The organism is Nocardia salmonicida NBRC 13393 (genome assembly GCF_001613085.1).
GTDB lineage: Bacteria > Actinomycetota > Actinomycetes > Mycobacteriales > Mycobacteriaceae > Nocardia > Nocardia salmonicida.
Window position 1 is genome coordinate 1 of sequence record NZ_BDBR01000001.1, and the last position, 22,804, is coordinate 22,804.

General features: G+C 64.5%; 25 protein-coding genes. 13 read left to right on the forward strand and 12 right to left on the reverse strand.

The window, feature by feature from the left end; all coding sequences use genetic code 11:
• From NS1_RS00005 to NS1_RS00030, 6 genes are all read right to left on the reverse strand, one after another.
• On the reverse strand, positions 1-327 hold a 327-nt coding region (locus NS1_RS00005; protein WP_373864317.1), incomplete at its 3' end, for an MlaD family protein.
• Positions 328-777: 450 nt separating this feature from the next.
• A complete protein-coding gene (locus tag NS1_RS00010; protein WP_062980419.1) occupies positions 778-1,599 on the reverse strand; it encodes an SDR family oxidoreductase in 822 nt (273 codons plus the stop codon).
• Positions 1,596-2,798, reverse strand: a complete 1,203-nt coding sequence (locus NS1_RS00015; RefSeq protein WP_062980420.1) for a cytochrome P450 — start codon at positions 2,796-2,798, stop codon at positions 1,596-1,598. Before NS1_RS00015 ends, NS1_RS00010 begins: the two co-directional genes overlap by 4 nt.
• Positions 2,788-4,356, reverse strand: a complete 1,569-nt coding sequence (gene mhpA, locus NS1_RS00020) for a bifunctional 3-(3-hydroxy-phenyl)propionate/3-hydroxycinnamic acid hydroxylase MhpA (RefSeq protein ID WP_062980421.1) — start codon at positions 4,354-4,356, stop codon at positions 2,788-2,790. Before mhpA ends, NS1_RS00015 begins: the two co-directional genes overlap by 11 nt.
• A complete protein-coding gene (locus tag NS1_RS00025; RefSeq protein ID WP_062980422.1) occupies positions 4,346-5,284 on the reverse strand; it encodes a fumarylacetoacetate hydrolase family protein in 939 nt (312 codons plus the stop codon). The genes mhpA and NS1_RS00025 overlap by 11 nt, the downstream gene beginning before the upstream one ends.
• Positions 5,281-6,417 carry a VOC family protein gene (locus NS1_RS00030; RefSeq protein ID WP_062980423.1) on the reverse strand — a complete coding sequence of 379 codons (1,137 nt, stop codon included), beginning with the start codon at positions 6,415-6,417 and terminating at the stop codon, positions 5,281-5,283. The genes NS1_RS00025 and NS1_RS00030 overlap by 4 nt, the downstream gene beginning before the upstream one ends.
• A gap of 150 nt (positions 6,418-6,567) precedes the next feature.
• On the opposite strand from NS1_RS00030, the gene NS1_RS00035 reads away from it, so the two are divergent.
• The 8 genes from NS1_RS00035 (at position 6,568) to NS1_RS00060 (ending at position 13,270) form a co-directional block, all read left to right on the forward strand.
• Entirely contained in the window at positions 6,568-7,215 is a 648-nt protein-coding gene (locus NS1_RS00035) for a TetR/AcrR family transcriptional regulator (protein ID WP_062980424.1), read from the forward strand.
• Positions 7,184-7,498, forward strand: coding sequence for a hypothetical protein (locus tag NS1_RS42685; RefSeq protein WP_507762132.1), 315 nt, complete (start codon positions 7,184-7,186; stop codon positions 7,496-7,498). Before NS1_RS00035 ends, NS1_RS42685 begins: the two co-directional genes overlap by 32 nt.
• 17 nt (positions 7,499-7,515) lie before the next feature.
• The gene (locus NS1_RS00040) at positions 7,516-8,016 is read left to right on the forward strand and encodes a nitroreductase family deazaflavin-dependent oxidoreductase (RefSeq protein WP_062980425.1); all 501 of its coding nucleotides are present in this window, start codon (positions 7,516-7,518) and stop codon (positions 8,014-8,016) included.
• Positions 8,013-8,204: a DUF6653 family protein gene (locus NS1_RS39740; RefSeq protein WP_062980426.1), complete on the forward strand. Its 192-nt coding sequence runs from the start codon at positions 8,013-8,015 to the stop codon at positions 8,202-8,204. The genes NS1_RS00040 and NS1_RS39740 overlap by 4 nt, the downstream gene beginning before the upstream one ends.
• A gap of 488 nt (positions 8,205-8,692) precedes the next feature.
• Complete coding sequence (locus tag NS1_RS40695; protein ID WP_062980427.1) at positions 8,693-10,063, forward strand: ice-binding family protein; 1,371 nt, start codon at positions 8,693-8,695, stop codon at positions 10,061-10,063.
• A gap of 475 nt (positions 10,064-10,538) precedes the next feature.
• Positions 10,539-11,600: an N-acetylmuramoyl-L-alanine amidase gene (locus NS1_RS00055; RefSeq protein WP_062980428.1), complete on the forward strand. Its 1,062-nt coding sequence runs from the start codon at positions 10,539-10,541 to the stop codon at positions 11,598-11,600.
• Between the two features lie 426 nt (positions 11,601-12,026).
• A complete protein-coding gene (locus NS1_RS39745; RefSeq protein WP_157125032.1) occupies positions 12,027-12,197 on the forward strand; it encodes an IPT/TIG domain-containing protein in 171 nt (56 codons plus the stop codon).
• 140 nt (positions 12,198-12,337) lie between these two features.
• Positions 12,338-13,270 carry a hypothetical protein gene (locus tag NS1_RS00060; RefSeq protein WP_157125033.1) on the forward strand — a complete coding sequence of 311 codons (933 nt, stop codon included), beginning with the start codon at positions 12,338-12,340 and terminating at the stop codon, positions 13,268-13,270.
• 34 nt (positions 13,271-13,304) lie between these two features.
• Here NS1_RS00060 and NS1_RS00065 read toward each other — a convergent pair whose 3' ends face one another.
• Positions 13,305-14,831, reverse strand: coding sequence for a sulfatase family protein (locus tag NS1_RS00065; protein WP_255284360.1), 1,527 nt, complete (start codon positions 14,829-14,831; stop codon positions 13,305-13,307).
• 181 nt (positions 14,832-15,012) lie between these two features.
• Here NS1_RS00065 and NS1_RS00070 point away from each other — a divergent pair, with 181 nt between their 5' ends.
• The gene (locus NS1_RS00070; protein WP_062980431.1) at positions 15,013-15,222 is read left to right on the forward strand and encodes a (2Fe-2S)-binding protein; all 210 of its coding nucleotides are present in this window, start codon (positions 15,013-15,015) and stop codon (positions 15,220-15,222) included.
• Here the strand turns inward: NS1_RS00070 and bfr are convergent.
• The 4 genes from bfr to NS1_RS39750 form a co-directional block, all read right to left on the reverse strand.
• A complete protein-coding gene (gene bfr / locus NS1_RS00075; RefSeq protein ID WP_056809390.1) occupies positions 15,219-15,698 on the reverse strand; it encodes a bacterioferritin in 480 nt (159 codons plus the stop codon). The two genes, NS1_RS00070 and bfr, sit on opposite strands and share 4 nt — an antisense overlap.
• A gap of 241 nt (positions 15,699-15,939) precedes the next feature.
• Entirely contained in the window at positions 15,940-16,884 is a 945-nt protein-coding gene (locus NS1_RS00080; protein WP_084503299.1) for an SMP-30/gluconolactonase/LRE family protein, read from the reverse strand.
• A gap of 249 nt (positions 16,885-17,133) precedes the next feature.
• The gene (locus NS1_RS00085; protein ID WP_062980432.1) at positions 17,134-18,534 is read right to left on the reverse strand and encodes a cytochrome P450; all 1,401 of its coding nucleotides are present in this window, start codon (positions 18,532-18,534) and stop codon (positions 17,134-17,136) included.
• 212 nt (positions 18,535-18,746) lie between these two features.
• Positions 18,747-18,932, reverse strand: coding sequence for an AraC family transcriptional regulator (locus NS1_RS39750; protein WP_062980433.1), 186 nt, complete (start codon positions 18,930-18,932; stop codon positions 18,747-18,749).
• Between the two features lie 130 nt (positions 18,933-19,062).
• Between NS1_RS39750 and NS1_RS00095 the strand changes: the two genes are divergently transcribed.
• The 4 genes from NS1_RS00095 (at position 19,063) to NS1_RS00115 (ending at position 21,588) form a co-directional block, all read left to right on the forward strand.
• On the forward strand, positions 19,063-20,256 hold the full coding sequence (locus tag NS1_RS00095) for an MFS transporter (protein WP_062980434.1): 1,194 nt from the start codon (positions 19,063-19,065) through the stop codon (positions 20,254-20,256).
• 282 nt (positions 20,257-20,538) lie between these two features.
• Positions 20,539-20,733: a hypothetical protein gene (locus tag NS1_RS00100; protein WP_062980435.1), complete on the forward strand. Its 195-nt coding sequence runs from the start codon at positions 20,539-20,541 to the stop codon at positions 20,731-20,733.
• A 208-nt stretch (positions 20,734-20,941) separates the two neighbouring features.
• Positions 20,942-21,301: a hypothetical protein gene (locus NS1_RS00110; protein WP_062980437.1), complete on the forward strand. Its 360-nt coding sequence runs from the start codon at positions 20,942-20,944 to the stop codon at positions 21,299-21,301.
• A gap of 32 nt (positions 21,302-21,333) precedes the next feature.
• Complete coding sequence (locus NS1_RS00115; protein ID WP_157125035.1) at positions 21,334-21,588, forward strand: hypothetical protein; 255 nt, start codon at positions 21,334-21,336, stop codon at positions 21,586-21,588.
• A gap of 281 nt (positions 21,589-21,869) precedes the next feature.
• Here NS1_RS00115 and NS1_RS00120 read toward each other — a convergent pair whose 3' ends face one another.
• Positions 21,870-22,796: an inositol monophosphatase family protein gene (locus tag NS1_RS00120; protein ID WP_062980439.1), complete on the reverse strand. Its 927-nt coding sequence runs from the start codon at positions 22,794-22,796 to the stop codon at positions 21,870-21,872.
• Positions 22,797-22,804: the final 8 nt, after the last annotated feature.

The following is a 22,804-nucleotide window of genomic DNA, read 5'->3' on the forward strand; positions in this document are numbered from 1 at the left end:
GGTGAAGGGCGGACTCACCTCGATGTGGCGGTCGGTGACGATCGAGGGCGAGATGATCGCCGCGATCGCGTCCTTCGGGATCTTGACTCCCGAGTCGATGGTCATGTGGACCTCGACGTAGGTGCCCTTGGGCACGATCTTGTCGACCTTGCCCACCGCGAGGCCGAGGACCATGATCTCGTTGCCCTCGTACATGCCCGCGATGTTCTCGAAGTCGGCGGTGATCTTGGTCGAGCGGCCGAGCCCGTCATGGGCGGTCAGCGCGGAACAGCTCAGCGTCATTGTCGCGGCGGCGGCCGCCGCGACAATGCGAAACGGTCTCTTCACGGTGCTGTGTGCAAGCCCCACGGGGTGTTCCTTCCGGCCATTGAAGACACGTACACCACGACAGCCGCGTCCACGGATCACCAAACTGACGAAATAGTCACAGATGACTATTTGATCAGTCAAGGAGGCGGAGGAATTCTCACAACAGTGCGGGCTCTGGCTTGTGATGTCGGCGGATCCCCGTAGGACTGGGATGATTTCGCTGTGGTGAACGCTGGCTAGCACTGACGCGCTGCTGCCTCGACCACGGCAGTGAAGGCATCGGCCGCTGTCGTTGCTGCCCGGTCGGGTGCTGGCCCCGCTTCTCGATCGCGCGACCCGGCTCCAGACCCGGCGTACCGGTCGGCGGACACGAATCATCGGAATGTGGGTTTGCTGAGTACTCGACCCGAGCAGGGCGGGTATCCCGCTCGGGTCGCGGCTGCGTGTGATCTGCCTTGGCGGCAACAATTACGGCGCACGTCGGGTACGCGCGGACCCGACGCCGTATGCCTTGGCCATGACGGCCTCGATTACGCTGCGCGGTAACAATCTACGGGCCAGGAACACAGCCGGTGCGTTGCTGCCGACGGCATAGAGCGGCAACGTCTGTTCGGCTTCGACAGCTTCGAGCACAGTGCGGGCGACCTCGTCCGCCGTTATTCCCTTGGCTTCCTTCGCATCGAGGACGGCGATCGCCGAGGTGAACTGTTCGATGTAGGGGGAGTCGCTGCTGATGTATTTGGTGCGGCGTCCGGATATTCCGGTCGCGATGGAACCTGGTTCGACGGTGGTGATGTCGATTCCGTACGGTTTCAGTTCATACCGTGCGGCGGTTGCGAAGCCCTTGAGGGCTGCCTTGGTTGCGACATAGGACGATCGGTAGGCGAGGGGGAAGCTCGCGAGCATCGACCCGATGTTGACGATCCTGCCGCGACGCTGCTGTCGCATCCCCGGTAGCAGTAACTGAGTCAGTTCGATGGCACCGAAAACGTTGAGCTGGAACAACCTCTGCACGGCATCCATCGGTAGCTCTTCGAGCGGTCCGCATTGGCTCTCACCGGCGTTGTTCACCAAAACGTCGACGGCTAGGTCGTCGAGCGCGTCGATGAACCGGGCGATCGAGCCACGATCGGTGAGATCCAGGTCGCGGTAGTCGACGCCCGGCACGGGATCGGTCACGGTTGAACCGTCGCGGCTTGTCCCGAGCACGCGGTAGCCTCGAGCAACCAAGGCGGTGGCGACGGCCCGTCCTATTCCGGAGGACGCCCCGGTGACGATGGCTGTCTTCATGCCGACCTCCTGTCTGCTGGGACGAGCTCGAGCGGAAGACATTCCAGCCTGCGAATGATGTTGTTGACGGCCCACTTCGGTGTGCCGACCAGCTCGATGCGTTCGACACGATCGGCCAGTGCCCGCAGCATCGACGTGGTTTCGAGCCGTGCCAACGACCGACCCGCGCAGCCGTGCACACCCCAGCCGAAGCCGAGCTGGCGGGCCGCGTCGCGGGTGATGTCGAAGGACTCGGGCTGATCCCATTCGGCCGGGTCCCGGTTTGCGGAGGCGAAGAGCACCAGTACGCGGCTGCCACCCGGGATTTTCACCCCACCGATGTCGGCGTCGCGCGCGGCCGTGCGTGAGAACGCGCGCAAGGGCGGTTCGATCCGCACGACCTCGTTGACGGCTTGGGGTATCAGGCCCGGATCCGATCGCACGGCCCGCCACTGCGTGGGGTTCTGTGAAAACAGGTAGAGCGCACTCGAGATCGCGCCGATGGTGGTGTCCAGCGACGGGGCCAGGTAGTCGATCATGAGCGCCGGGCACGATTTCTTGTCGATCCTGCCCTCGTCGGCGGCGCGGAAGACGTCGCTGCCCATGCTGCCGTCGAGAACCGATCGATCGCGTGCGACGCGGCGGGCGAAGGCCAGCATCTCCGAGGCCGCCTTCGCCGCGCCGATGGAGTGCCGGTTGATCGGACCCATCGAGTCGAACGTCGCACCGGCCCAGCGCAGCAGTTCCGCGCGCCCGTCGTGCGGCCAGCCGATAAGATCCGGGACCACCGAAAGTGGTAGCGCGGTCGCGAGATCGTCGACCCCGTCGATGCGGTTGTTCGCCAACGCCTTGTCCACGACGCTTTCGGCGAAGCGCTCGATGCTGTCTGTCACTTCCCGGAGTGCCTTGGGCGTCAGCCGGTGTGCGAGAACGGACCGTTTGGTGGCGTGTTCTTCTGCGTCGCTGTTGAGGGTGGTGCCCCGGCCGAGGCGGTTGGCGACGGGGTTCAGCGACACCCCGCAGCCCGAGATGAAGGTCGCGTCGTCCCGGAGGACGGCCTTGCACTCGGCGTATCGGGAAATCGCGAAGATGCGCTGGCGCGGTAGCCACACCACCGGGCCGGCCGCGCGCAGTGCCGCATAGTGCGGGTACGGATCGAGGATCGCCTCGGTACTGAAGAGATTCTCGCGATATCGCGGGATGGAAATGTCAACCGCCATGGGAACTCCTGTGCGTGGAGGTAGAGGACAGAGCGGGGCAGCTCGGTACGCGAGTGTGTAGGGAGGGGACCGATCGGGAGGTCGCCAGCACGGTTTTGTCCGGTCGCACGATCGCAGCCGTCGCGCGTCCGCGGCGCAGCCATTCGCCGAGCTCGGAGGACGCCGGTACCGTCAGGATCGCGGCGCCGCGTCGGTCGAGTTCGGTCCGCTGTTCGCGGGTGAGCGGGGTGGTCGCGAGGAAGAGGAAGCGTCCGGCGGCGATCTCGTCGACCCGCGTGCTGCCGTCGACGACGCAGTTCGGACACAGCGAGCCGGCCAGGTCGCGCGGCTGAATCGCTTGTCGCGTAACGAATATCGACCGGGACAGGCGCGGTGTGGCGCTGTCGGTGACCTTGGATCTGAGGAGGGGAATGTGGCCGAGGAGCGGCACCACCCGCTTGCGGATCACCTGACCCGCCGCCGCCCCACTCGTCATCGCCCGTCCGACGGCGACGGCCAGGCCGATCATTGACGCGACGTGCGGATCACGTTCGGATTGATAGGTGTCGAGTGCGTCGTCGGGTAGTTCCGATCTCGAGAAGGCGACCAGTTTCCAGATCAAGTTATGGGCGTCACGCAGGCCCGCCCCCATGCCCTGCCCGATGAACGGCGGAGTGAGATGCGCGGCGTCACCGAGCAGAAAGACCCTGCGGTCACGCCATCGGTCGACTACTTGGGCGCGGAAGGTGTACTCGGTGGACCGGATCAGCGTCAGCTCAGGATCGCTCACCTCGCGCAGCCAGGGGGACACGAGCGGCTCGATGGTGTCGAGCGTGGCGTACTGGTCCGCGGTTTCGTCGTCGCGGAGCTTGAACTCCCAGCGGTAGCGTGACGCGCCGATGCGCATGTACGTCGCGGCGCGTTCGGGATCGCACACCTGGTGGACGCCCTCCCACTGCCCGAGATCGGTATCGGTGGCGATGTCGACCACCAGCCACCGCTGTTCGAAACCCAGGTCGCGCATCCGCGAACCGATCGACGCGCGCACGACGCTGTTGGCGCCATCGCAGCCGAGGACGAATTCCGCTGTGACAGCTCGTCGTTCGCCTGTCTCGGCATCGCGGTATCTCACGCGAGCGCGATCACGCAGGTTCGCCACCTCGAGTACTTCGCATCCACCCCGTATCCGCACGCCCTCGGTCGCGGCCACCCTGGACCGCAGCACGCGCTCGAGATCTGGCTGGTCGAACATGTTGGCCTGCGGGAACCCGTGCGGCATCCGGTCGGGGTCGCGGTCGAATTCCGCGAGCGTGGTGATGGCGGAGTCGACCAGCCGAAGGCCGCGGCCGGGGCGGGAGATTCCCGCGAACTCCTCGCCGAGTCCGAGGTCGGCCAGTACGCGGTACACCTCGTCGTCGAGATGCACCGCTCGCGGCTGCGGGTACACCTCGTCCCAGCGATCGACTATCAGGCACTCGATGCCGTACCGCGCCAGCAGTAGCGCGGCTGTCATGCCGGTCGGGCCCGCGCCGACGATCACGACCGGGTAGTGCTCGACCAGGCCTCGATCAGTGTCCATGCCGCACCGTCGTGCGCTGAATGCCGAGGTCGAGCGCGCCGTCCGGGGTCGAGACGGTCAGCTCCACAACGTCGCCGTCTTGCAGGTAGCGCGGATTCGACGCCTGCTTGTTGAAGAAGATCTTCCACTTGAGCGCGGGCGGTACCAGCGACCCGAGGATCTCGATCGGCTTGGCGGGAGCCTTCAGGGCTGTTCCGCCGGGGGTGCCTGTCAGCAGTAGGTCACCCGCGTCCATGCGCTGGAATCGGGTGAGGGCGCGCAGGGTTTCGAGCGGACTGTAGATCATCTCTGCCGCCGTGCTGTGCTGGCGCACTTCGCCATTGACACGCAGCGTCAGGCAGAGGTCGTGGAATCTGTCGAATTCACCCGCCTCGAGCAGCAGCAACACCGGGCCGACCGGTGTGAATGTCGGATACGACTTGCCCTCGTAGAACTGGGTTCTGGGCAGCTGGACGTCGCGGGCGGACACATCGTCGGTGATGACCAACCCCGTGATGAAGTCGCCGATGTTCGAGCTGTCGAGTTCGGTGCCGACGGGCAGCGTCGCGCCGAAAACGAGCCCGATCTCGATTTCGTAGTCCAGCAACCGCACGTGCGCCGGTTTGACGATGTCGTCCTCGGGACCACTGATGGACCCGGACGACTTGCGGAAGAACGTCAGCGGCACGGTCGCCGGGTTCATCCCTGAATCCTTCACGTGCGACACGTAATTGGTCATCTGCGCGACGACCCGACATGGCGTGGTCACGGGGGAGATCAGCGCCAAGTTCTCCACCGGCATGGTGTCGCTGCCCCTGCGCGCTGCTTCGATCGCGGCTCGGTGGACCAGGAGCTCGCCCGTGGTCGTGGCGTCGGTGTCGATTCGGACAGCGCCGTCCGGGGTCAGCACCCACCACGCGTCGGTGGTACGCAGCACGGAAATGCTCATGAGTTGGCTACTTTCAGCAGGCCCCGCAAGCGCTGGGCGTCGAATTCGTTGTCTCGGTGCAGCGAAGAGAAGATGGACCGGAGTTCCCGCAGCGATTGGCGGCCCGGTGCTGTGCCGAGGAAGTCCTTGGTCGCAGGCGGGCCCCACTGCGCCAGGCCCGAGGCCGTCATCGGCGCCCAGCCGGGTTCCAGCGAGCTGTCGAACAGGTCGCCGTCGCTGAAGTGCTCGACCAGGAAACCGTCGGGATCGCGCCAGTAGTCGAAGATCTGACTGCCCTGGATATGCCGTCCGATACCCCAGGATCGGCGATACCCGCGTTCGGCGAGGAACTCGCCACCGGCCGCGAGCGCGTCGAGGTCGCACACCTGATACGCCGAATGCACGTATCGATCCGAAGGGCCCAGTGTCATGGCGAGGGTGTGATGGTCGGTGGGCGTGCTCCCGCGATCGCAGCGGATGAAGGCCATCACCGGCCCGCGTTCGCGCTGCCCGTCGTAGTACAGGAAGTCGCTGACGCTGAGTCCGAGATGCTCCAGATACCAGTTCAGGTTCTCCAGGTAGCGGGTGCGCGCGAGGACGACATGGCCGAGCCGCTCGACCCCGGCAGGCACCCGCGGTGGCCGCTGCGTCGCATTGATCCGGGCGGCGGACTCACCGACGTTGAACAGATGGGCACGCTGGCCCGGCAGCTGCGGCAGCGGGTGTGCGCCGGCCACCACGCGCACGGTCTGGCCGCCCGGATCGTGCAAGGTGACGCCGATGCCGCCGATACTCTCGGGCAGTCGCTCCACGCGATGACCCGTTACCTCGGCGAGCCTGAGCACATCGGACTCCTCGCCGGCCAGGAACGCCGCGCCGACGAAGCGGGTGCGAGCACCCTTGCGGATGATCACGCACGCCGTACCCGCCTGCGTGCCGCGCAGGTGGATCTCCTCCGAGGTGCGGTAGGCGACAGAGAACCCGAAGGCCAGCGCGAAAGCCTCGGCCTTCAGCAGATCGGGCTTGCGGAACTCGAGCCAGGCGAGGTCGGCAACCTTGATGATCGGATTGCTGATACGGCCGGGGTGCTCGCCCGGCAGTGCACCCTGATCGACGTGCAGGTCGCGATGTGCGTCGCTGCGGACCTCCGACATCTCTCGACTCCTCCTCCATGCGCGGCGATTTGCTGACGATATCGTCACCTATGACTGTATAGTCAGTCAAGGGTTCTGAGGGAGTCGTCAGATTTGAAGGCGATTAAGATCGCGGCAGCTGAAACCACTGCCAGAAGGTGACCAACGAAGATGTCCGCCACAGCGAACAGGCTCGAACGCCGCAAGGCTCTCACCCGCTCGGCGCTGATCGCCGCCGGGCAACGCTTCATCGCCGAGGGCAGGCTCAACGCGCCCATCCTCGAGATAACGCAGGCCGCGGACGTGGGAATGGGCTCGTTCTACAACCACTTCGACAGCAAGGAAGAACTGTTCGTCGCGGCGGTCGACAGCGCGTTGGAGTCGCTGGGCGACTACCTCGACTCACTCACGACCGACCTCGCCGATCCGGCGGAGATCTTCGCCCAGTCCTTCCGGATTGTCGGCCGGCTGTTTCGGCTACAGCCTGATCTCAGCCGGGTCCTGATCAACTCCGGCGCCTCGCTGATCGAATCCGAGCACGGCCTGGCACCTCGCGCCGCACGAGACATCGCCGCCGCGACACAGGCGGGACGCTTCGTGGTCGACGACACCGATCTGGCGATGGCGCTGGTGACCGGATCACTGCTCGGTCTCGGACGCCTGCTGCTACAGCAACCCGATCGCGATTGTGCCGTGACCGTGGACGAAATGACCGTGGGAATACTTGTCGCACTTGGTCTCTCGCGTAACGATGCCCAGGAATTGTGCAGTAGACCAGTGCCGTTGGATGCCGAGACCGCGACCGACGCTCCGAGGTGAAGGACCTGGCGGCGATTATCGAGACTGCCCTGGGCATAGGTGGCGAGGCAGCGCCAGAGAGGATGGAGTTTACCGTTTCCCCAAAGGTGTATGGGCTCAGCTGTTCTCGCAACAGAACGTGATGCTGACGATCATGAAGGACGCCGCCCGGGAAGGCCTCGACGCGATCGGAGACGGCACCTCCACCGCCGCGCGGCTACACGAAATGCAGGACTTCTATGGGTACATGGAACAGGAGATGCCCGCCCTGATCGAACGCAGGCGCGAGCGAGTCGACAGCTGACCCGGGAAGGTCACACGATGCAGATAGTGAAGCGCCCTGCGCCGCCCACCGGCGTTCGCCGACTGATGTTCCGGGCCCCCATCCACCTCTACCGGCTACGGCTGGGCTGGTTGTTCGGGGGCAGGCTGCTCCTGCTCGACCACACCGGACGGGTGTCGGGGAAGCCGCGCCAGGCGGTCATCGAAGTCGTCGAACACGACAGCGCCGATGGCAGTTTCGTCGTCTGCTCCGGGTTCGGCCCCAAAGCCGCGTGGTACCAGAACATCCTCGCGACACCGGACACCAGTATTCGAGTCGGCCTGCACACCATCCAGGTGACCGCGGTGCCGCTCGATACGAACGAAGGCGGTGAGTTCATGGCCCGCTACGCGCCCCGTCACCCGCGAGCGGCACGAAAACTGGTGCGGTTCATGGGCTTCGTTGTCGACGGCACACCGGAGGACTATCGCGAGGTCGGCCGTCAGCTGCCCTTCGTGCGTTTGTGCCCACGTGCGAACGGTGCCCAGGAACGGTCATGAATCGCTCGCAGTATCTGCGTCATCGGATGTTCGCCCGGCACGCCCACCCCGTCAGTGCCTGGACCAGACTGGTCACCACGCCGCTGGTTGTCGCGCCGTTCTGGACCCGCCGGGCGGACGTAACCGCTGGAGTTCTGGTCTGGTTCGCGATCAACCCGATCATCACCCCAGAGCCTGTCGATCGGTGATCGTTTGCCACCCGGGCTATTCGGTGTGAATCCGCAGCGTTCGGCGAGCCTTTGAGATGCGAGGTTGTCGGGGGCGCAGGTCAGTTCCAGTCGCGCGATGGCGAGGTCGTGATCGCCCGCTACATTCGGGAACCGAGCATCGAGGTATCGCGGATGCCGCGATGCTGTGGCAGCGCTCGACGGATCGACAGAGGGCAGGTCGCTCGCCCAGAAATCGGCTGGCGCATAGGTTTTCGCCGCACCAGTGTTCATCGCGCGAGGTCGCGACGACGAACTGGTTACAACTGCTGACAGATTTTCGGTGATCACCGTCCTCGCAACAAGATCAGAAATAGCTGAAAACCGACCAGAAACAGACGATACCGGACAAAAACGGACTGGGATTTCATTGCCGAAGTGCCTGCCGGAGAGGGGTAATGGTATCAGCGGCAAATCAAACGGAAAATCCGTGCTGCTGAAATAATTCCTTCCACTCGGAAAGTAACGAAATGGCACCTGTAATCACCTCGCTGAACCCCTCTTTCGGACCTCCAGCGGGTTTCAATTCCGTAGTAATCACCGGCTCCGGATTCGCCAACGTCGGTCCGATCAGTGTCCTGTTCGGTTCGACGGCAACGACATTCACGATCGACTCCGATACGCAACTCACGGCCATCGTCCCGCCCGGAACCGGCACGGTGAACGTCACCGTGAAGGTTCTGCTGGACGGCACGAGCAACCCGGTGCCCTACACCTATGGGGTCCCCGCTCCTACCTTGACCAGCGTCAATCCGAGTTCGGGATCGGCGGCCGGCGGGACGACCGTCGTGCTCACCGGGACGAACCTGACCGGAGTCACGGCGGTGAGTTTCGGTGGAACACCGGCAACCTCGTTCACGGTCAACTCCTCGACGCAGATCACGGCGGTGACCCCTGCCAATGCGGCGGGGGCGGTCCAGGTCACTGTCACCGCTCCCGGCGGGACCAGTAACGGCGTCGCGTTCACCTATATCGCGGTGCCCACCTTGATCAGCGTCGTTCCGAGCTCGGGCCCGCCCAGCGGTGGGACAGTGGTAGTCCTCACCGGCACAGGCTTGACCGGCGCCACCGCGGTAAGTTTCGGCGGCACCCCTGCGACCCTGTTCGCTGTCACCAGCCCCACCCAGATCACCGTCCTCGCCCCAGCTCACGCGGCGGGGACAGTGCAGGTCACCGTCACCACCCCTGGCGGAACCAGCAACGGTCTCGCATTCACCTACGTTTCGGGTCTGCTGCCGGTCAATGTCGGCACTGCCTCGTCTTTCGCGGTGCTGGGTGCCGCGACGGTCACCAACACCGGAGCCACGGCAATCACCGGTGACCTGGGTGTCAGCCCGGGAACCTCGATCACCGGATTCCCGCCGGGAACGGTGACCAGCGGAGTGATCCACGCCGGGGACGCGACTGCGGCGCAGGCACACGCTGATCTGCAGGCCGCCTACCTCGACGCGGCGGGACGGTTACCCACCGCACCCATCACCACCGATCTCGGGGGACAAACCCTGACTTCGGGGGTGTACAACGCAGTTGCCGGGATCGGTCTCAACGGCACCGTCACCCTCGACGGGCAAGGAAATCCGAACGCGGTGTTCATCTTCCAGGCCGCGACGACGCTGATCACCGGGGCCAGCAGCGCCGTGACTCTCATCAACGGTGCCACTGCGGCCAATGTGTTCTGGCAGGTCGGCAGCTCGGCCACGCTGGGCACCAGCACCGACTTCGTCGGCACCATCCTGGCCTTCACCTCGGTCACCGTGACCGGCGGCACCACCGCGGACGGGAGGATCCTGGCCCTCAACGGCGCAATCACCCTCGACACCAACACCATCGCTCTCCCCTGAGTCGATGATTCACTGAAAGGACAGGTCCCTGGGCCGCGTGCTCTTCGGCATGCGGCCCAGGGACTTTCAGGTTTACCAGCCGCTGGTCTGTCCACCCTTGATTAATGCTTGTTGGGTACACCTGACAATCGTTCACGAGAAACAAATCTTTTTATTCCGCCGAATGTGACGCGGACACGGAAACCGTGGTGGCTGACCACCTGGTGACAGGGCTGATCGAAACAGCGACTCGACGAGGGGCGCCCTTCTCTCGATAGTGAGGTGAGATGTCCACTTTCGACGACTATTTGCCGCGAGGTAAATGCCCTATCAAAATTGCTGATCAGATGCTGCCGACCTCGATGTCGAGTGGCTCGAAACGATATGTGGGCGGACTCGCATCACGCGATGTCGCCCCGAGAAAGGTTTGAAATCCGGAGTGTGTGCGGATCTGGTCACAAGGGATCCGCGCGAAAATCGAGGAGGATAGCAATCAATGAGCAAACCCATCTACACCGAGCTCGATAGGCTCGGCAATTCCCGTTCTCAGCGGTGGGGAGCGCGCATCACGAACTTCCTGCTACACACTCAGGAAGGCAACGGCACCGCTGAATCGCTCGCCGCCTATCTCGGCAACGGTGCCAACGGCGTGTCCTACCATTACACGCTCGCGGACCGGATCGTCTGCGACGTGGTCGACACCGACTTCGCGTCGTGGTCGGTGCTCGATGCCAACAGCCACACGATCAACCTGTGCTTCGCGGGCAGCCGCGCGAGCTGGACCAAGGCCGAGTGGCTCGCGATCGAGGACGATATCCGGATCGCCGCCTGGCTGGCGGTCGAGGACGCGAAGAAGTACCGGTTCAGTACGGACGTGATCGCGCCGCCGTACGCACACCGGGACGGCATCTCCGATCACAAGTACGTGACCGAGTGCCTCGGCATCGGAACCCACACCGACGTCGGCTACAACTTCCCGTGGCGCGAATTCGATTCCCACGTCAGAGAATTCGCGAGTGGCACACCCGCCGCACCGCCTCGCCCGCCCGCCATCGACATCGTCGCCGCCACCACACCATGGCTCGGCAAGCGGATCACCGCGGGGGAGGAGCCGACCCGGGACGGCGTCGGTCGGTTCGCGAAGTTCGAGTTCGGCTATGCCTACTGGCATCCGTCCACCGGCGCGTACGCGATTCCTACACCCCTGTTCGCGAAACTCGCCGAGCTGGATTGGGAGAACGGCCCGCTCGGTTACCCGATCACCGTGTCGACGGAGCTGCCGGATGGCCTTGTCCAAGGTTTCCAGGGCGGTGCCCTGTACTTCCGCGTCGGTCACGAAACGGTGTGGATCCACGGTGTGATCCGCGAACGCTGGAACCGCACTGGTTTCGAGAGCGGCCGGTTCGGCTGGCCGGTCCGCGACGAGCAGCTGCTCGAGGGCGGCGAGGCGTTCCAGCAGTTCGACAAGGGGCGGATCTTCTGGGCCGGTCGCCGCGACACCATCGCCTTACTGGACGCGGAAGGTCCCGACATTCCCGTCTCGGACCACGGGGGTTAGAAGTCTTGGCCCAGGTTCGAGCGCGGGCAGACCGAGGAAGGCGCATCGGGCGACGCCTGAACGCATCGCCCGGTGCTTCCGGGGGATCTGAGGTCGGCCGCACACGGCACGGAGCCTGCCGAATCCGCGATAGTACTGGGCGACAACAGGATCGGCGGCCATCTGGTACCTGACGACGGCCGTCGCAGCACACGTATGTCGAGCGACGCCGTGTCACGAATCGCCTCTGAGGCAATGTCGGGCGGGACGTGATCTCGCCGCGCCGACGACTTTCCGGTAGCGATCAGAAAACGGACAAAAACGGAACGTCGATGCATTGCCTGTGTGTCGGTCCGGTGTGTTAATGGAAGTACCGGGGGGCTGCTCCATCGACAAGCACCTCTCGGTTCGGGGAAATCGTCATCATCAGGAAAAGGAGGCAGCGCCATGTCTGCCATCACCGCCTCTGCGCCGACCTCGGGTCCGGCCACCGGCGCCGCGAGCGTGGCGATCACCGGTACCGACTTCGGGTGGCCGACCGCGACGCGATTCGGTAGCACCGCAACCCCGTTCACCATCGAGTCGGCCACGCAGAGCACCGCCATCGCTCTCCCCTGAACGGATGCCGGCGCTGCCTACAGCCACATCGGAGGCCGCGCTGGTCCGGCCGTCGGTGACAACCGGGTGGCACGTCGCTCGTCGGACCGCGAGCGGCGGGGCGTTCATGGACGTGGATCAGCAGGGGGGAGGAACTTTCGGTGCAGACCATGCTGAAAATGCTGCTGGCAGAACGACAGCTCAAGACTCATTCGGATTTCATGGTCGCCTATGACAGATGTGCCGCGCAACTGGATCCCCCGGTCCCACCGGGATACGGCCCGGCGAAAGCGCAGTATTACCAATGGTTGTCGGGCCGGATGGTCGGGCTGCCCCGCGACTATCATCGCCGGGTCCTGGAACGAATGTTTCCCGGCTGGACCATCGAGAGACTGTTCCAGATTGTCGATTCCCCCTCGGCGGACGAGCGCGCTTTCCAGCCCTCCGCCCCGATCGACAGCAAGCTGGCCGCATTCCTCGGTGCCGATATGGTTACCCGAGGTGTGACGCTGGTGTATCCCACCCGGCGCGATGCGGTGGTCGTGGTCCCGGAGAACGACCTCCGGGGGCTGCTCTACGTTTCCGCACTCCTGCAGCACCACACCGGTATTCGCGTGGACTTCTGCGGTGACGGGGAGGCCGCCGCGCACACCGACCGCGCGTACATCGGTTTCGGGCTCGGCACCGTGCCTTCACCCCCGGGAGGTGCCACCCGTCGGTTGTTCACGGTGTCGACAACTGATCCGGCAATCGGGCCTGTCGTCGAACACCTCGAGCTGAGCGACGGCACCCGGTACGACTCCAATGGCAAGCACCACATCGGCTTCCTCGCCCGGATCCGGCCGAGCCCCGGCCTACATCCCGATCGGTACTGGTTCCTCTGTGCCGGTCTCGCGCCCCGGGGCGCCGCCGGAGCGGGCTGGTTTCTCGCCAACCATTGGAGTTCCCTCCATCAGTGGGCGGGCGCGAACGAATTCGTCGCCGTTCTCGCCATCCGCAGGTACTCCGACCAGACCTCCGGCCTGGAAAAGCTGATCCTCGGCTCACCGGACGGGGAATCCCGAGAGCAGCCGACCGCAGGCATCGGCGACTGATTCGAAAAGGTCTGTTGCCGAGAGCCATCGCTGGTCACCGGCAGGAGCGTCCGGTGCAGGTGGTCAGTTCACCGAGTCGGTGGTCGAGGTCGGTGACGATGTCGGCGTGGGCTGCGCGGCCTTGAGGGGTTTTGATGAGGTTGGTGAGTTGGTAGGGGTCGGCCTGCAGGTCGTAGAGTTCGTATTCGCGCTGGTCGAGGGGGCGTTCTCGGTCGTACCAGCGTACGTAGAGGTACCGGCGGTTGCGCACGGCGCTCCAGGACGGCATGTCGAGTGCGTACATGACGGGGGTGTCGGTGCCGGGGATTTGTTCCTGGGCGATTCCGTTGCGGCCGTTGTCGCCGTTGCCACCGTATTCGGCGGCGAAATCGGTGCGCCAGCCGGTGGTGTCGCCGGACAGTACGGGGGTCAGGGACCGGCCGTCGACCTGGTCAGGGATGGGGATGTCCGCCCAGTCGTAGAGGGTGGGTGCGAGGTCGATCGACAGGGCCATGGCGTCACTGCGTCCGGGGCGGATACCGGGGCCGCTGATCGCGAGGGGCACTCGCAGGGATTCTTCGTAGGGGGCCATTTTCTGGGTGAGGCGGTGGGCGCCGAGGCTGTAGCCGTTGTCGGAGGTGAAGATCAGGTAGGTGTTGTCGAGTTCGCCGGTTCGTTCGAGGGTTTCGACGATTCCGGCGACCATCTCGTCGAGTGATTTGAGAGCGCCGAGGCGGTTGGTGTAGTCGATGTCGTTGGTCGCGGCGATGGTCGCGGCCCTCGCGTCGGCGGTGTCGATCAGCCATGAGGGTTTGTCGGACACGTCGGGTTCTTGATAGTTCGGTGACCGCGGGGCGGGGGTGGGCTGGGTACCGGTCAGGTGGCGGGGTGCGGGCGGGATCGGGAAGTGGGGGGAGGTGGAGGCGGCGTACCAGAAGAACGGCTGCCCGGAGGCGGCGGCGTCTGTGAGGAACCGCTCGGACTTGGCGCGGATCACGTCGGTTTGGTAATCGGCCGGTGCCACACCGTATTTCACGCGGGTCCCGTTTTCGTTGAGGGTGTAGTTGTAGCCGGAGTACAGGAAGTTGTCGACTCCGGCGTTCCAGTCGTCCCAGCCGGGCGGGATGTGGCCGGGGTCGTGTTCGAGGCCGTTGAGGTACTTCCCGGCCATGCCGGTGCGGTATCCGGCGTCGTGCAGGGTGGTGGCGATGGTGTGGGATTCGTTGCCGCCCGCGCGGAAGGCGTCGAAGCCACCGACCTCGCCGGCGTTGGTGAGGACGCCGGTGTTGTGCCCGTATTCGCCGGTCAGGATGGAAGCGCGGGCCGCGCAGCAGATCGGCATCGGCGCGAAGCCGTCGGTGAACTCCACGCCGCGGTCACGGATCAGTGCCGCGGTGCGCGGCATCGCCTGCCACACCGGGGTGGTGACCGCGTCCAGGTCGTCGGCCAGGATCATCACCACGTTCGGCCGCTGGTCTTCGGCCACCGGCGAGGCCGACGCCGTGGAGAGGTACCCGGTCACCGTGAGCAGGACCGCGGCCGCCGCGGTCAGGGAACGATGCGACAAGCGACGTGCGCGCATTGAGTTTCTCCTCGAGAGGTGTGTTGTGGCATCTGATGGTCGACTCGGATGCCTCTCGCCCTGGTAACACGACCACTTGACGGATCTGTACAAACCCGGCATCTGTGGGTTAATATTAGGCTAGCCTCACCGAACATTGGGAAGGCTACTTCCATCCCGAGCTTGTCCGGAGAGGCCGCCCGTGTACGTCTGCAACTGTTTCGCGGTGACCGAGGAGGACGTCCGCCGACACATCGCCGACGGCGCGTGCACACCTCGAAGGATCGCCACGGCGTGCAAAGCGGGCACTGATTGCGGATCGTGCGTGCGCCGTATCCAAGCGCTGCTCGCCCGCACCGCCTTGCACCGCGAGTACGAATCCGGAGCCGAGAACCTCGACGAGGTTGCTTAGGTGTTGGGCTGCTCGATCAGCTGCGCGATATAGAGCGGTTCGCCGAGCTTCTCCACCAGCTCCAATTGCGTATCCAGGTAGTCGATGTGGTGCTCCTCATCAGCGAGGATCGACTCGAAGATATTGGCGGAGGTGATATCTCCCTTGGTGCGCATCACCTCTATCCCACGCCGCAGCCGGTCGATGGCCTCCACTTCGACCTCTCGGTCGGCCTGGAACATCTCGGTCACGGTCTGCCCCACACGAACATGGAACAGCCGCTGATAGTTGGGCAGACCGTCCAGGAACAGGATCCGGTCGGTCAGGAGCTCCGCGTGCTTCATCTCGTCGAAGGACTCGGAGCGGGTGTACTTGGCGAGCTTGGTCCAGCCGAAATTTTCTTGCATCTTCGCGTGCAGGAAGTACTGGTTGATCGCGGTCAACTCCGCGGTCAACTGCTCGTTCAGAAACTCGATCACTTCAGGATCGCCTTGCATGGGCCGAACTCCTTCCGGAAACGAATCGGGGCGATGCGCATCATCGCAGCGCGGCCGGGCGCAGTCCAGTAAGTCCACACTTGGTCGCGGCCGCGAGTTCTCTCCGACACGCGCGGTAATCACCCGATTCGCAAGCCCTTTCGATGCTCATCGACCAACCGCGATCTCGAGATCCGAAGTGGGCACGCGATCAACGCGACATCCGTTACCGAGGCAAATTTCCTGGAGGAGGCACTAGCCATCAGGGGGCGGTTCGGGCATTGGAGTCGAAGGCGCCTGGTATTTCGTAGATCGCGCCGGTGAAGGTGGCGGCGAACAGACGGCCGGCGGAGAATCCGGTGGTACCCCGGCCGTAGGTGAGGACGCTGGTCGACGTGGCTGCGGTGCCGAGGACGCAGTACCGGCCGGGTGAGTCGATGCGGACGATGCGGCCAGAGAGGTTGAAGGGGACGACGGGTCGATTCTGTGAGTCCAAGGTCAGCCCGTCGGGTGTACCGAAGGTGTCGATGCCGGACAGGTCCAGCAGCGATTGTGGTGCGCCGGGATCTGCGGTAGGTATCCGGCTGACACCAGGGTTGACGAAAGTACGTGAGACATAGAGGTATTCGTTGTCGGCGTCGAGCACGGCACCGTTGGCGCTGGGGAACCTCGCCCAGTCCGCCTGCACCGCGCCGTTCGGGCTGACGCGGCCGACGAGGTTGCCGAAGTCGTTGGTGGCGTAGACGGTTCCGTCGGCGGCGACGTCCATGCCGTTGGCGGCGCTGAGGCCCGAGGCGAACGGTGCCACCGCACCGGTATCGGGGTCGACCTCGACGATGCCCGCCAGCTGGACCAGGTCGCCGATGACGACCCGGGCGTCCGCGCCGTAACCGACTAGCAGTTTGCCGTCTCGGGTCCAGGCGAGCGCACCGGCGCCGCCGCTGGGCACGGTGGCGATGACTACCGCGGGGGCGCCGGGGGCATCGATCCGCAAGACGTGTCCGCTCACGAGATCTGTGGCGTACGCGCGGCCCTGCGAATCGACGGTGAGACCTTCCAGGGCACCCGACACAGCGCCGACCTGCACCGCCGATTGGCCGGCGCCCGGGCAGTCGGCGGCAGCTTGCGCGTTCGGTGCGGAGATGGCGGTCGCGGCGATGAACGCCGCTGCTGTGATGGGTAGGACAATTCGACGTAGGGCCTGCACTCGGTACCTCGCTATGTCGGGTGGCTCATTGTTCCACTCCCGCCGTCGGCGGCCAGCATCATTGTAGGAGGGCACCGTCTTCCTCTGAGCGGGATGGTGTCACGCTCGCTACGGAGGAAGACCGGCGCCGCCGAGCACCCCGCTGCCCGCGTCGGCGCCTTGCTGAGGTCGAGGGCTTCATCGACGGATGCCCGTGGTTGCTGGTGGATCGATTGATGGTGTAGCGCAACGCTTCACGATCGCGGACAGCTATTCGGCTTCGATAGTGACGGTGGTCTTCGGCTGCGTGCGGCGCCGGACGTGGCAGGGGACTTCGCCGATCGGGTGCAGGACTACATCGGTGGTCAGTGCGATGTCGCCGGGTGGGGTTTCGAATTCGAACTCGCGAACCAGAATGGCCAGTGTCAAGGCGGCTTCGAGCATGGCGAAGCGTTGTCCGATGCATCCTCGCGGTCCATGCCCGAAGGGGAACCAGGCGAACTTGTGCCGTTGGCCATCGTGATCGGCGTCGAACCGGTCCGGGTCGAACCGGTAGGGATCGGGCCACAGATCGGCACGGTGGTGGATCACCCACGGTGCGATCGTGATGTCGGCGCCGGCGGGGATGTGAAAGCCGCACACGTCAGCGTCCTGCACTGCTCTTCGGGACAGATACGGTGCTGACGGGTATAGCCGGGTGGTTTCTTTGAGCACCATGGCTGTGTAGGTCAAGGCGTGGACGTCGGCGGCGGTGGGCGAGGGGCCTGTCAGGATTCGGTCGGCTTCCTCGCGCACCCGGGCTTGGGCATCGGGCGCGCTGCCGAGCAGGCGTAGTGCGAAGGTCAGCGCGGTCGCGGTGGTGTCGTGGCCGGCGAACAGGAAGATCTTCACCTGGTCGCGAATTTCGTTGTCGGACAACGTGTCATCGCCGTCGCGGGCAGCGACCAACCGGCCGATCAGGTCCGAACCGGGTTCGGCCGCGGCTCGCCGATGCGCGATGATCTCGTCGCATGCGGCGTGGATGTGTTGCTGCGCGCGGGCGATGCGCCGGTTCGCCGGCGATGGCCAGTTCAAGGGGATCGGCGCGGGGGAGATGCCGCGCCACCGCGCCGCGCGGCCCAGGACAGGGAAGGTGGATCGCACGATCGGCACCAATCGGGCCGAGTCCTCGCCGAAGAGCACCCGCGCCACGATGGACAGGGTGAGTCGAGTCATCTCCGAACCCACATCGAGCACACCGTCTGGGCGTGCCAGCCATTGGGTTGTCAGGTGGTCGACTTCTTCGGCCATCGCCGAGGTGTAACCATCGACGCTGCGCGCGGTGAAGAGGGGTTGGATGAACCGCCGTTGGCGTCGCCAGGTCTCGTCTTGGCTGGTGACCAGACCGTTTCCGTACAGCTCACGCATCGGTTGATAGAATCCGCTGTCTTTGCGGAAATTGCGGTCATGGGGTGCGAGCAGTACTTGGGCGGCGCCCTCAGGATCGCTGATGATGAAGTATTCGCGTCGCATCCCGGGCAGTCCGAAGACGTAGCGCACCACCTCACCGCACTCATCGAAACCGTGTGTACCCAAGCCGAGTGGATCGCGAAGAAACTCCCGGGTGGAGCCGAGCAGCCACCCGCCCGACGCGGTCTTCGGCTCCCTCAGATGCGTCACATCGTTGCTCATCGACGACTCCTCCGATCGGTTACTTCGATCCTCACCCGCCCAGGCAACAAAAGCGCGAGTAATCCACTACTTCATCTGGCGCGGGTGGGAGCAACGTCGGCCTGGTCTCGGGTTGAGCGGTGAGACCTCGGGGTACCGACGGCAGGCGGCTGTGACACCTGCGAGCTCGACGGCCGGGGGTGTTTATCGTTCCGACGATCCGCGGCGCCTTGTCAGCGCTGAAAGGACCGGCGGTAGAGCATCGGCGTGACGCCGACCGCACGAATGAAATGGTGTCGGAGGTTGCCCGCGGTGCCCATGCCGCAGAGTTGGCTGATGCGCTCCACCGGCAGATCTGTGGTCTCGAACATCGGCATACCGTCGGTGACGGCGACCGCGACGACTCCCAGGTTACCCACAACCCCAGCCTACTGGCAGAATTTTCATCAAGGTAGTCATTTCTGCCTCTCGTCGAGGATCGTTCCCGCGACGAATCTGAATCTTGTGACTACGACTGATGTTTCGCGCATACCTCGGCTGCCTCATGAAGTGGCATTCGGCCTTGCCGCGGCGGTGATCGGCTTCTGCCTGGCAGCCTCCGCCGTGCCCTCGCCGCTCTACAAGCTGTACGCGACGATCTGGCACCTCGACACCTCGACGGTGACGCTGATCTACGCAACCTATTGCTTCGGAGTCTTGGCCGCCCTGCTGGTGGTCGGCCGCATCTCCGACGCCGTCGGCCGTCGTCCGGTGATCGCTGCCGGACTGGCTGGTCTGCTCGCGTCGATGGTGTTGTTCGGCTATGCCTCCGATGTGATCTGGCTCTTTCTCGCCCGCTCGGTGCAAGGGCTGTCGACCGGTGTCGCCATCAGCGCTGCGGGCGCGGCGTTGATGGAGCTGTACCGAGGCGATAATCCGGCCAAGGCGGGTCTGTACAACGTCGTCGCGAGCTCGCTCGGGGTCGGAGCAGGTGGCATGGTCGGAGCGCTGCTGGTGCAATACGTGGCCCATCCGCTGGTAACGCCGTTCGTCCTGCTCGCGGTGTTGGTAACGCTCCTGTTGCTGGGCACGGTGCTGATGCCGGAAACCGTGGTGTCGCGCGACAGATTTCGGATCACCGCACCCGGTGTGCCGCGTACGATCCTCGCGCCGTTCATCTTGGCGGGGTTGGGGATCGCGTGTGCGTGGTCGATCATCGGCCTGTTCCTCGGCCTCGTCGGGGCGATCGTCCCGGCTCTGCTGCACACCAGCAGTGATCTGCCCGCCGGTAGTTCGATCATGGTGATGGGCTGCGCGGGCGCGGTGGCCGCGGTGCTCACCCAGAAGACGGCACCGACGGCCCAGATCGCGTGGGGTATGGCGATCATGTCGGCGGGCATCCTCGGGCTGGCTGGGTCTGTGACCGGCGACGGGACCGCGGTGGGATTCCTCGTCTCCGGTGTCGTCATAGGATTCGGCATGGGTAGCGCAATGTTCGGTTGCTTGCGCACGATCGGCGCCGCGGCCCCGCCGAATCGGCGAGCCCAGGTGATGGCGGCGTTCTACATCGTCGCCTACGCGGCCATCTCCCTACCGACCATCGGCGCCGGCTACACGGCTCGCCACCTCGGGGCCGCGCACACCATCCAGATCTTCGGCGCGGGCATCGTCGTCACCTCGCTGGCGACCATGGCACTCGCCCTCACTCGACACCGCGCCGTGGTGAACACCACCGACACAACGCCATTGGTCACCTCGTCATAGTCCGCGCCTGTCCACACCCGGGGGCGGCGGGGATTCCATAGGACCCGATCGCCGCTTCGCTCAGGCCGACGCGACGGACGTACCTCGGCGGCCCGCCAGCGTGGTACGGGGACGGAAAGAACGCGTTGTCCTCGGCAGTCTCCTCCGTTGGCGCTTGCTGAGATCGCCTGTGTCGTTAGGCATTTCGCTTACCTACCTTCCGTGTGATGCGGGGCATGGCGAACCGCGGTCCCGCAAGGTGGGTTTTCCCGATCCACCGGGGCCGGTCAAGGTCGTGAGCCGATGTTCAGCGATGAGTTTACGTACGACCGCGATATCACCGAACTTGCCGACGAACTCGGTCAGTTCGGCGCGCAGGTTCGTCCGGCGGTCGTCCTCGCGCGCGCGACTTCGACGCGACAGCTGGTATCGGGCGCGGCGCAAGGTCCAGCCGCGAAAGGTGCACTGTTCGACTTCGGTCGAGAATGGGGAAGCTAGATGTTTCGTACTTTGATGGTTGCGGCGGTAGCGGGTGCGATCGCGACGGCGGGCACGTTTGCCGAGGCTGGCGGCAGCAAGTACTGCTATTCCGGGCAGATCTACCTGGTCAACCATGTCAACGGTCGGATCGAGAAGACCGTTCAACCCACCGTTATCGTGGGCGGGGACGGAACGACCATCACACCGTCTCCAGGAGACGGGTGCCGTGGCTGACCCCACTATCGAACAGCTGTCCGAATCGGTCACCACGGCTGGCGCGGACTGGGGAGCGGAGATAGTCAGAGGCCCGCTCGGTCGCTTGCAGATCATCCGCCGCCACGGCGAACTGCTCTATGCGCCTGTGGAATTCGCTGTCACCGACGCCGAGTTGCGGGCCTACTATCGCCGCATCGCCGAAGAAGCTGAGCGGGGTGCGGCACCGGAACCGGCGTGGGAGTGGTGGATGACGCTGATGTCGACGCACCTCGCTGAAGCACTCCACGACCTAGACCGTGAAAAGCGGCCCTGCGTCGTCATCGTCGGTGACACCGGATTCGCCGCCACCCCGGTCGATTCCGATCATTAAGTGAGCCTTCCTCACGTCGTTGAACTCGGTTGTTGCACTGCGCGAATGACCTAGCGTTCCGCGAAGAAATCGAGGTCCGCACCGACGAAGTCGAACGCCGCTCCTCGACGCGCTCGGTGCCGACCTCGACGAACTGCTCCTATCTCGACCCGTGGTCCGAAGCCATCATCGCCGGACACTCCTACCCCACCCGGGTCGCCGGAATCCACAACGTCGGCGGCGGACCACACTTCGGCTCCGGACTCACCACCGACACCGCAGCTCAGCACTACGAGAACAAGATCTGATCAACCGCGCAACGCTGCACAGGTCCGAACGGAATCGATTCGGCCCGAGTCGATCTCACCCCTGGAACCTTTGGAAGGAGCCGCGCAACGGCCGAGTACACCATTTGACGCGCCCTTGGCAGCCTGGATCGGGCACCTGGAAGCGACGCTGGTCGCGGAATCGCAATTCATCGCAAGGCGTGCAGTCGGCGGCGATTGGGATGAGGCCCAGCATAATGGGCAGCTTCCGGGGGAGGTGACACGGTACGGCCCGCAAAAGGTCGTTGCGGGCGCGACTGATGTCACTGCTGAATGGCTTCGCGTATCTCATCTGCGAGGGCTCGATTGCCGGCGGCGATGAACTTCCGGCGCGTAGTCATCGTCTTGTTGATCTCGGTCGTGCTGTTGAGTCCGTATTCCAGCGGGATCGGATCACCATCAAGATCAATTGTCACACCCCCGGCTGCATGCAGAATGTAATGTCCGGGCGACAGATCCCAAACAGCAAATCCCTTGGCAAACTCCACGGTTGCATCAGTGAATCCGGCAGCGACGTGGTACAGGCTGACAGAGCCGAAATCAACCCCGATGCGTCCTCTTCTTTTGCCATCGTCCGATGCTGCGCTCAGTGCATCGAAAAAGCGTTGCTGCTTAGCTAAGGGGCGGAAGCGCTCATTGGGGCGCATCATGTAGTTCGTAACCAGCGCTCGGGAAAGTCGGGCGTTCGAAGGCCGGTTCAGCGTGTGGCGGTCCCCGCTCGAAGTGATCATGAAGGCGCGATCAGAACCATCGCTATCTCTCATGGCCACGTACAGCTGAACATGATGAAAAATGTCGCCGACTACCGCGACAATGGGCCGCTTCAGCGACCGCGAGTAGACCATGATGTGGGTGTAGCCGTGCAGGGATCGCACGGCCAATTCACTGGTATCCAGCGGATCTACGAGGATGCACAAGTCTGGTTCCGGGTCACTTCCAACGACTTGCGGATCGGCTTCCTCTGATGCGTATATGAATGAAGGCAGATACTCGGACAGAAGCTCCTTGTAGCGTCCGTGCATCCACAAGTCGTACTCCGACAAGAAATTGGCCTCATGTCGGACGTTCTCAGTCTCCGATCGGTGCCCGGTCAGCGCGGCTTCCACCAGGCGGGGCCGTATCTCGGCCATCATGGTTGTCACCATGTCGGTAATTTGCTGCGCCAGCTGGGTCGTGTTCTGATCACTCATGCGAAGGT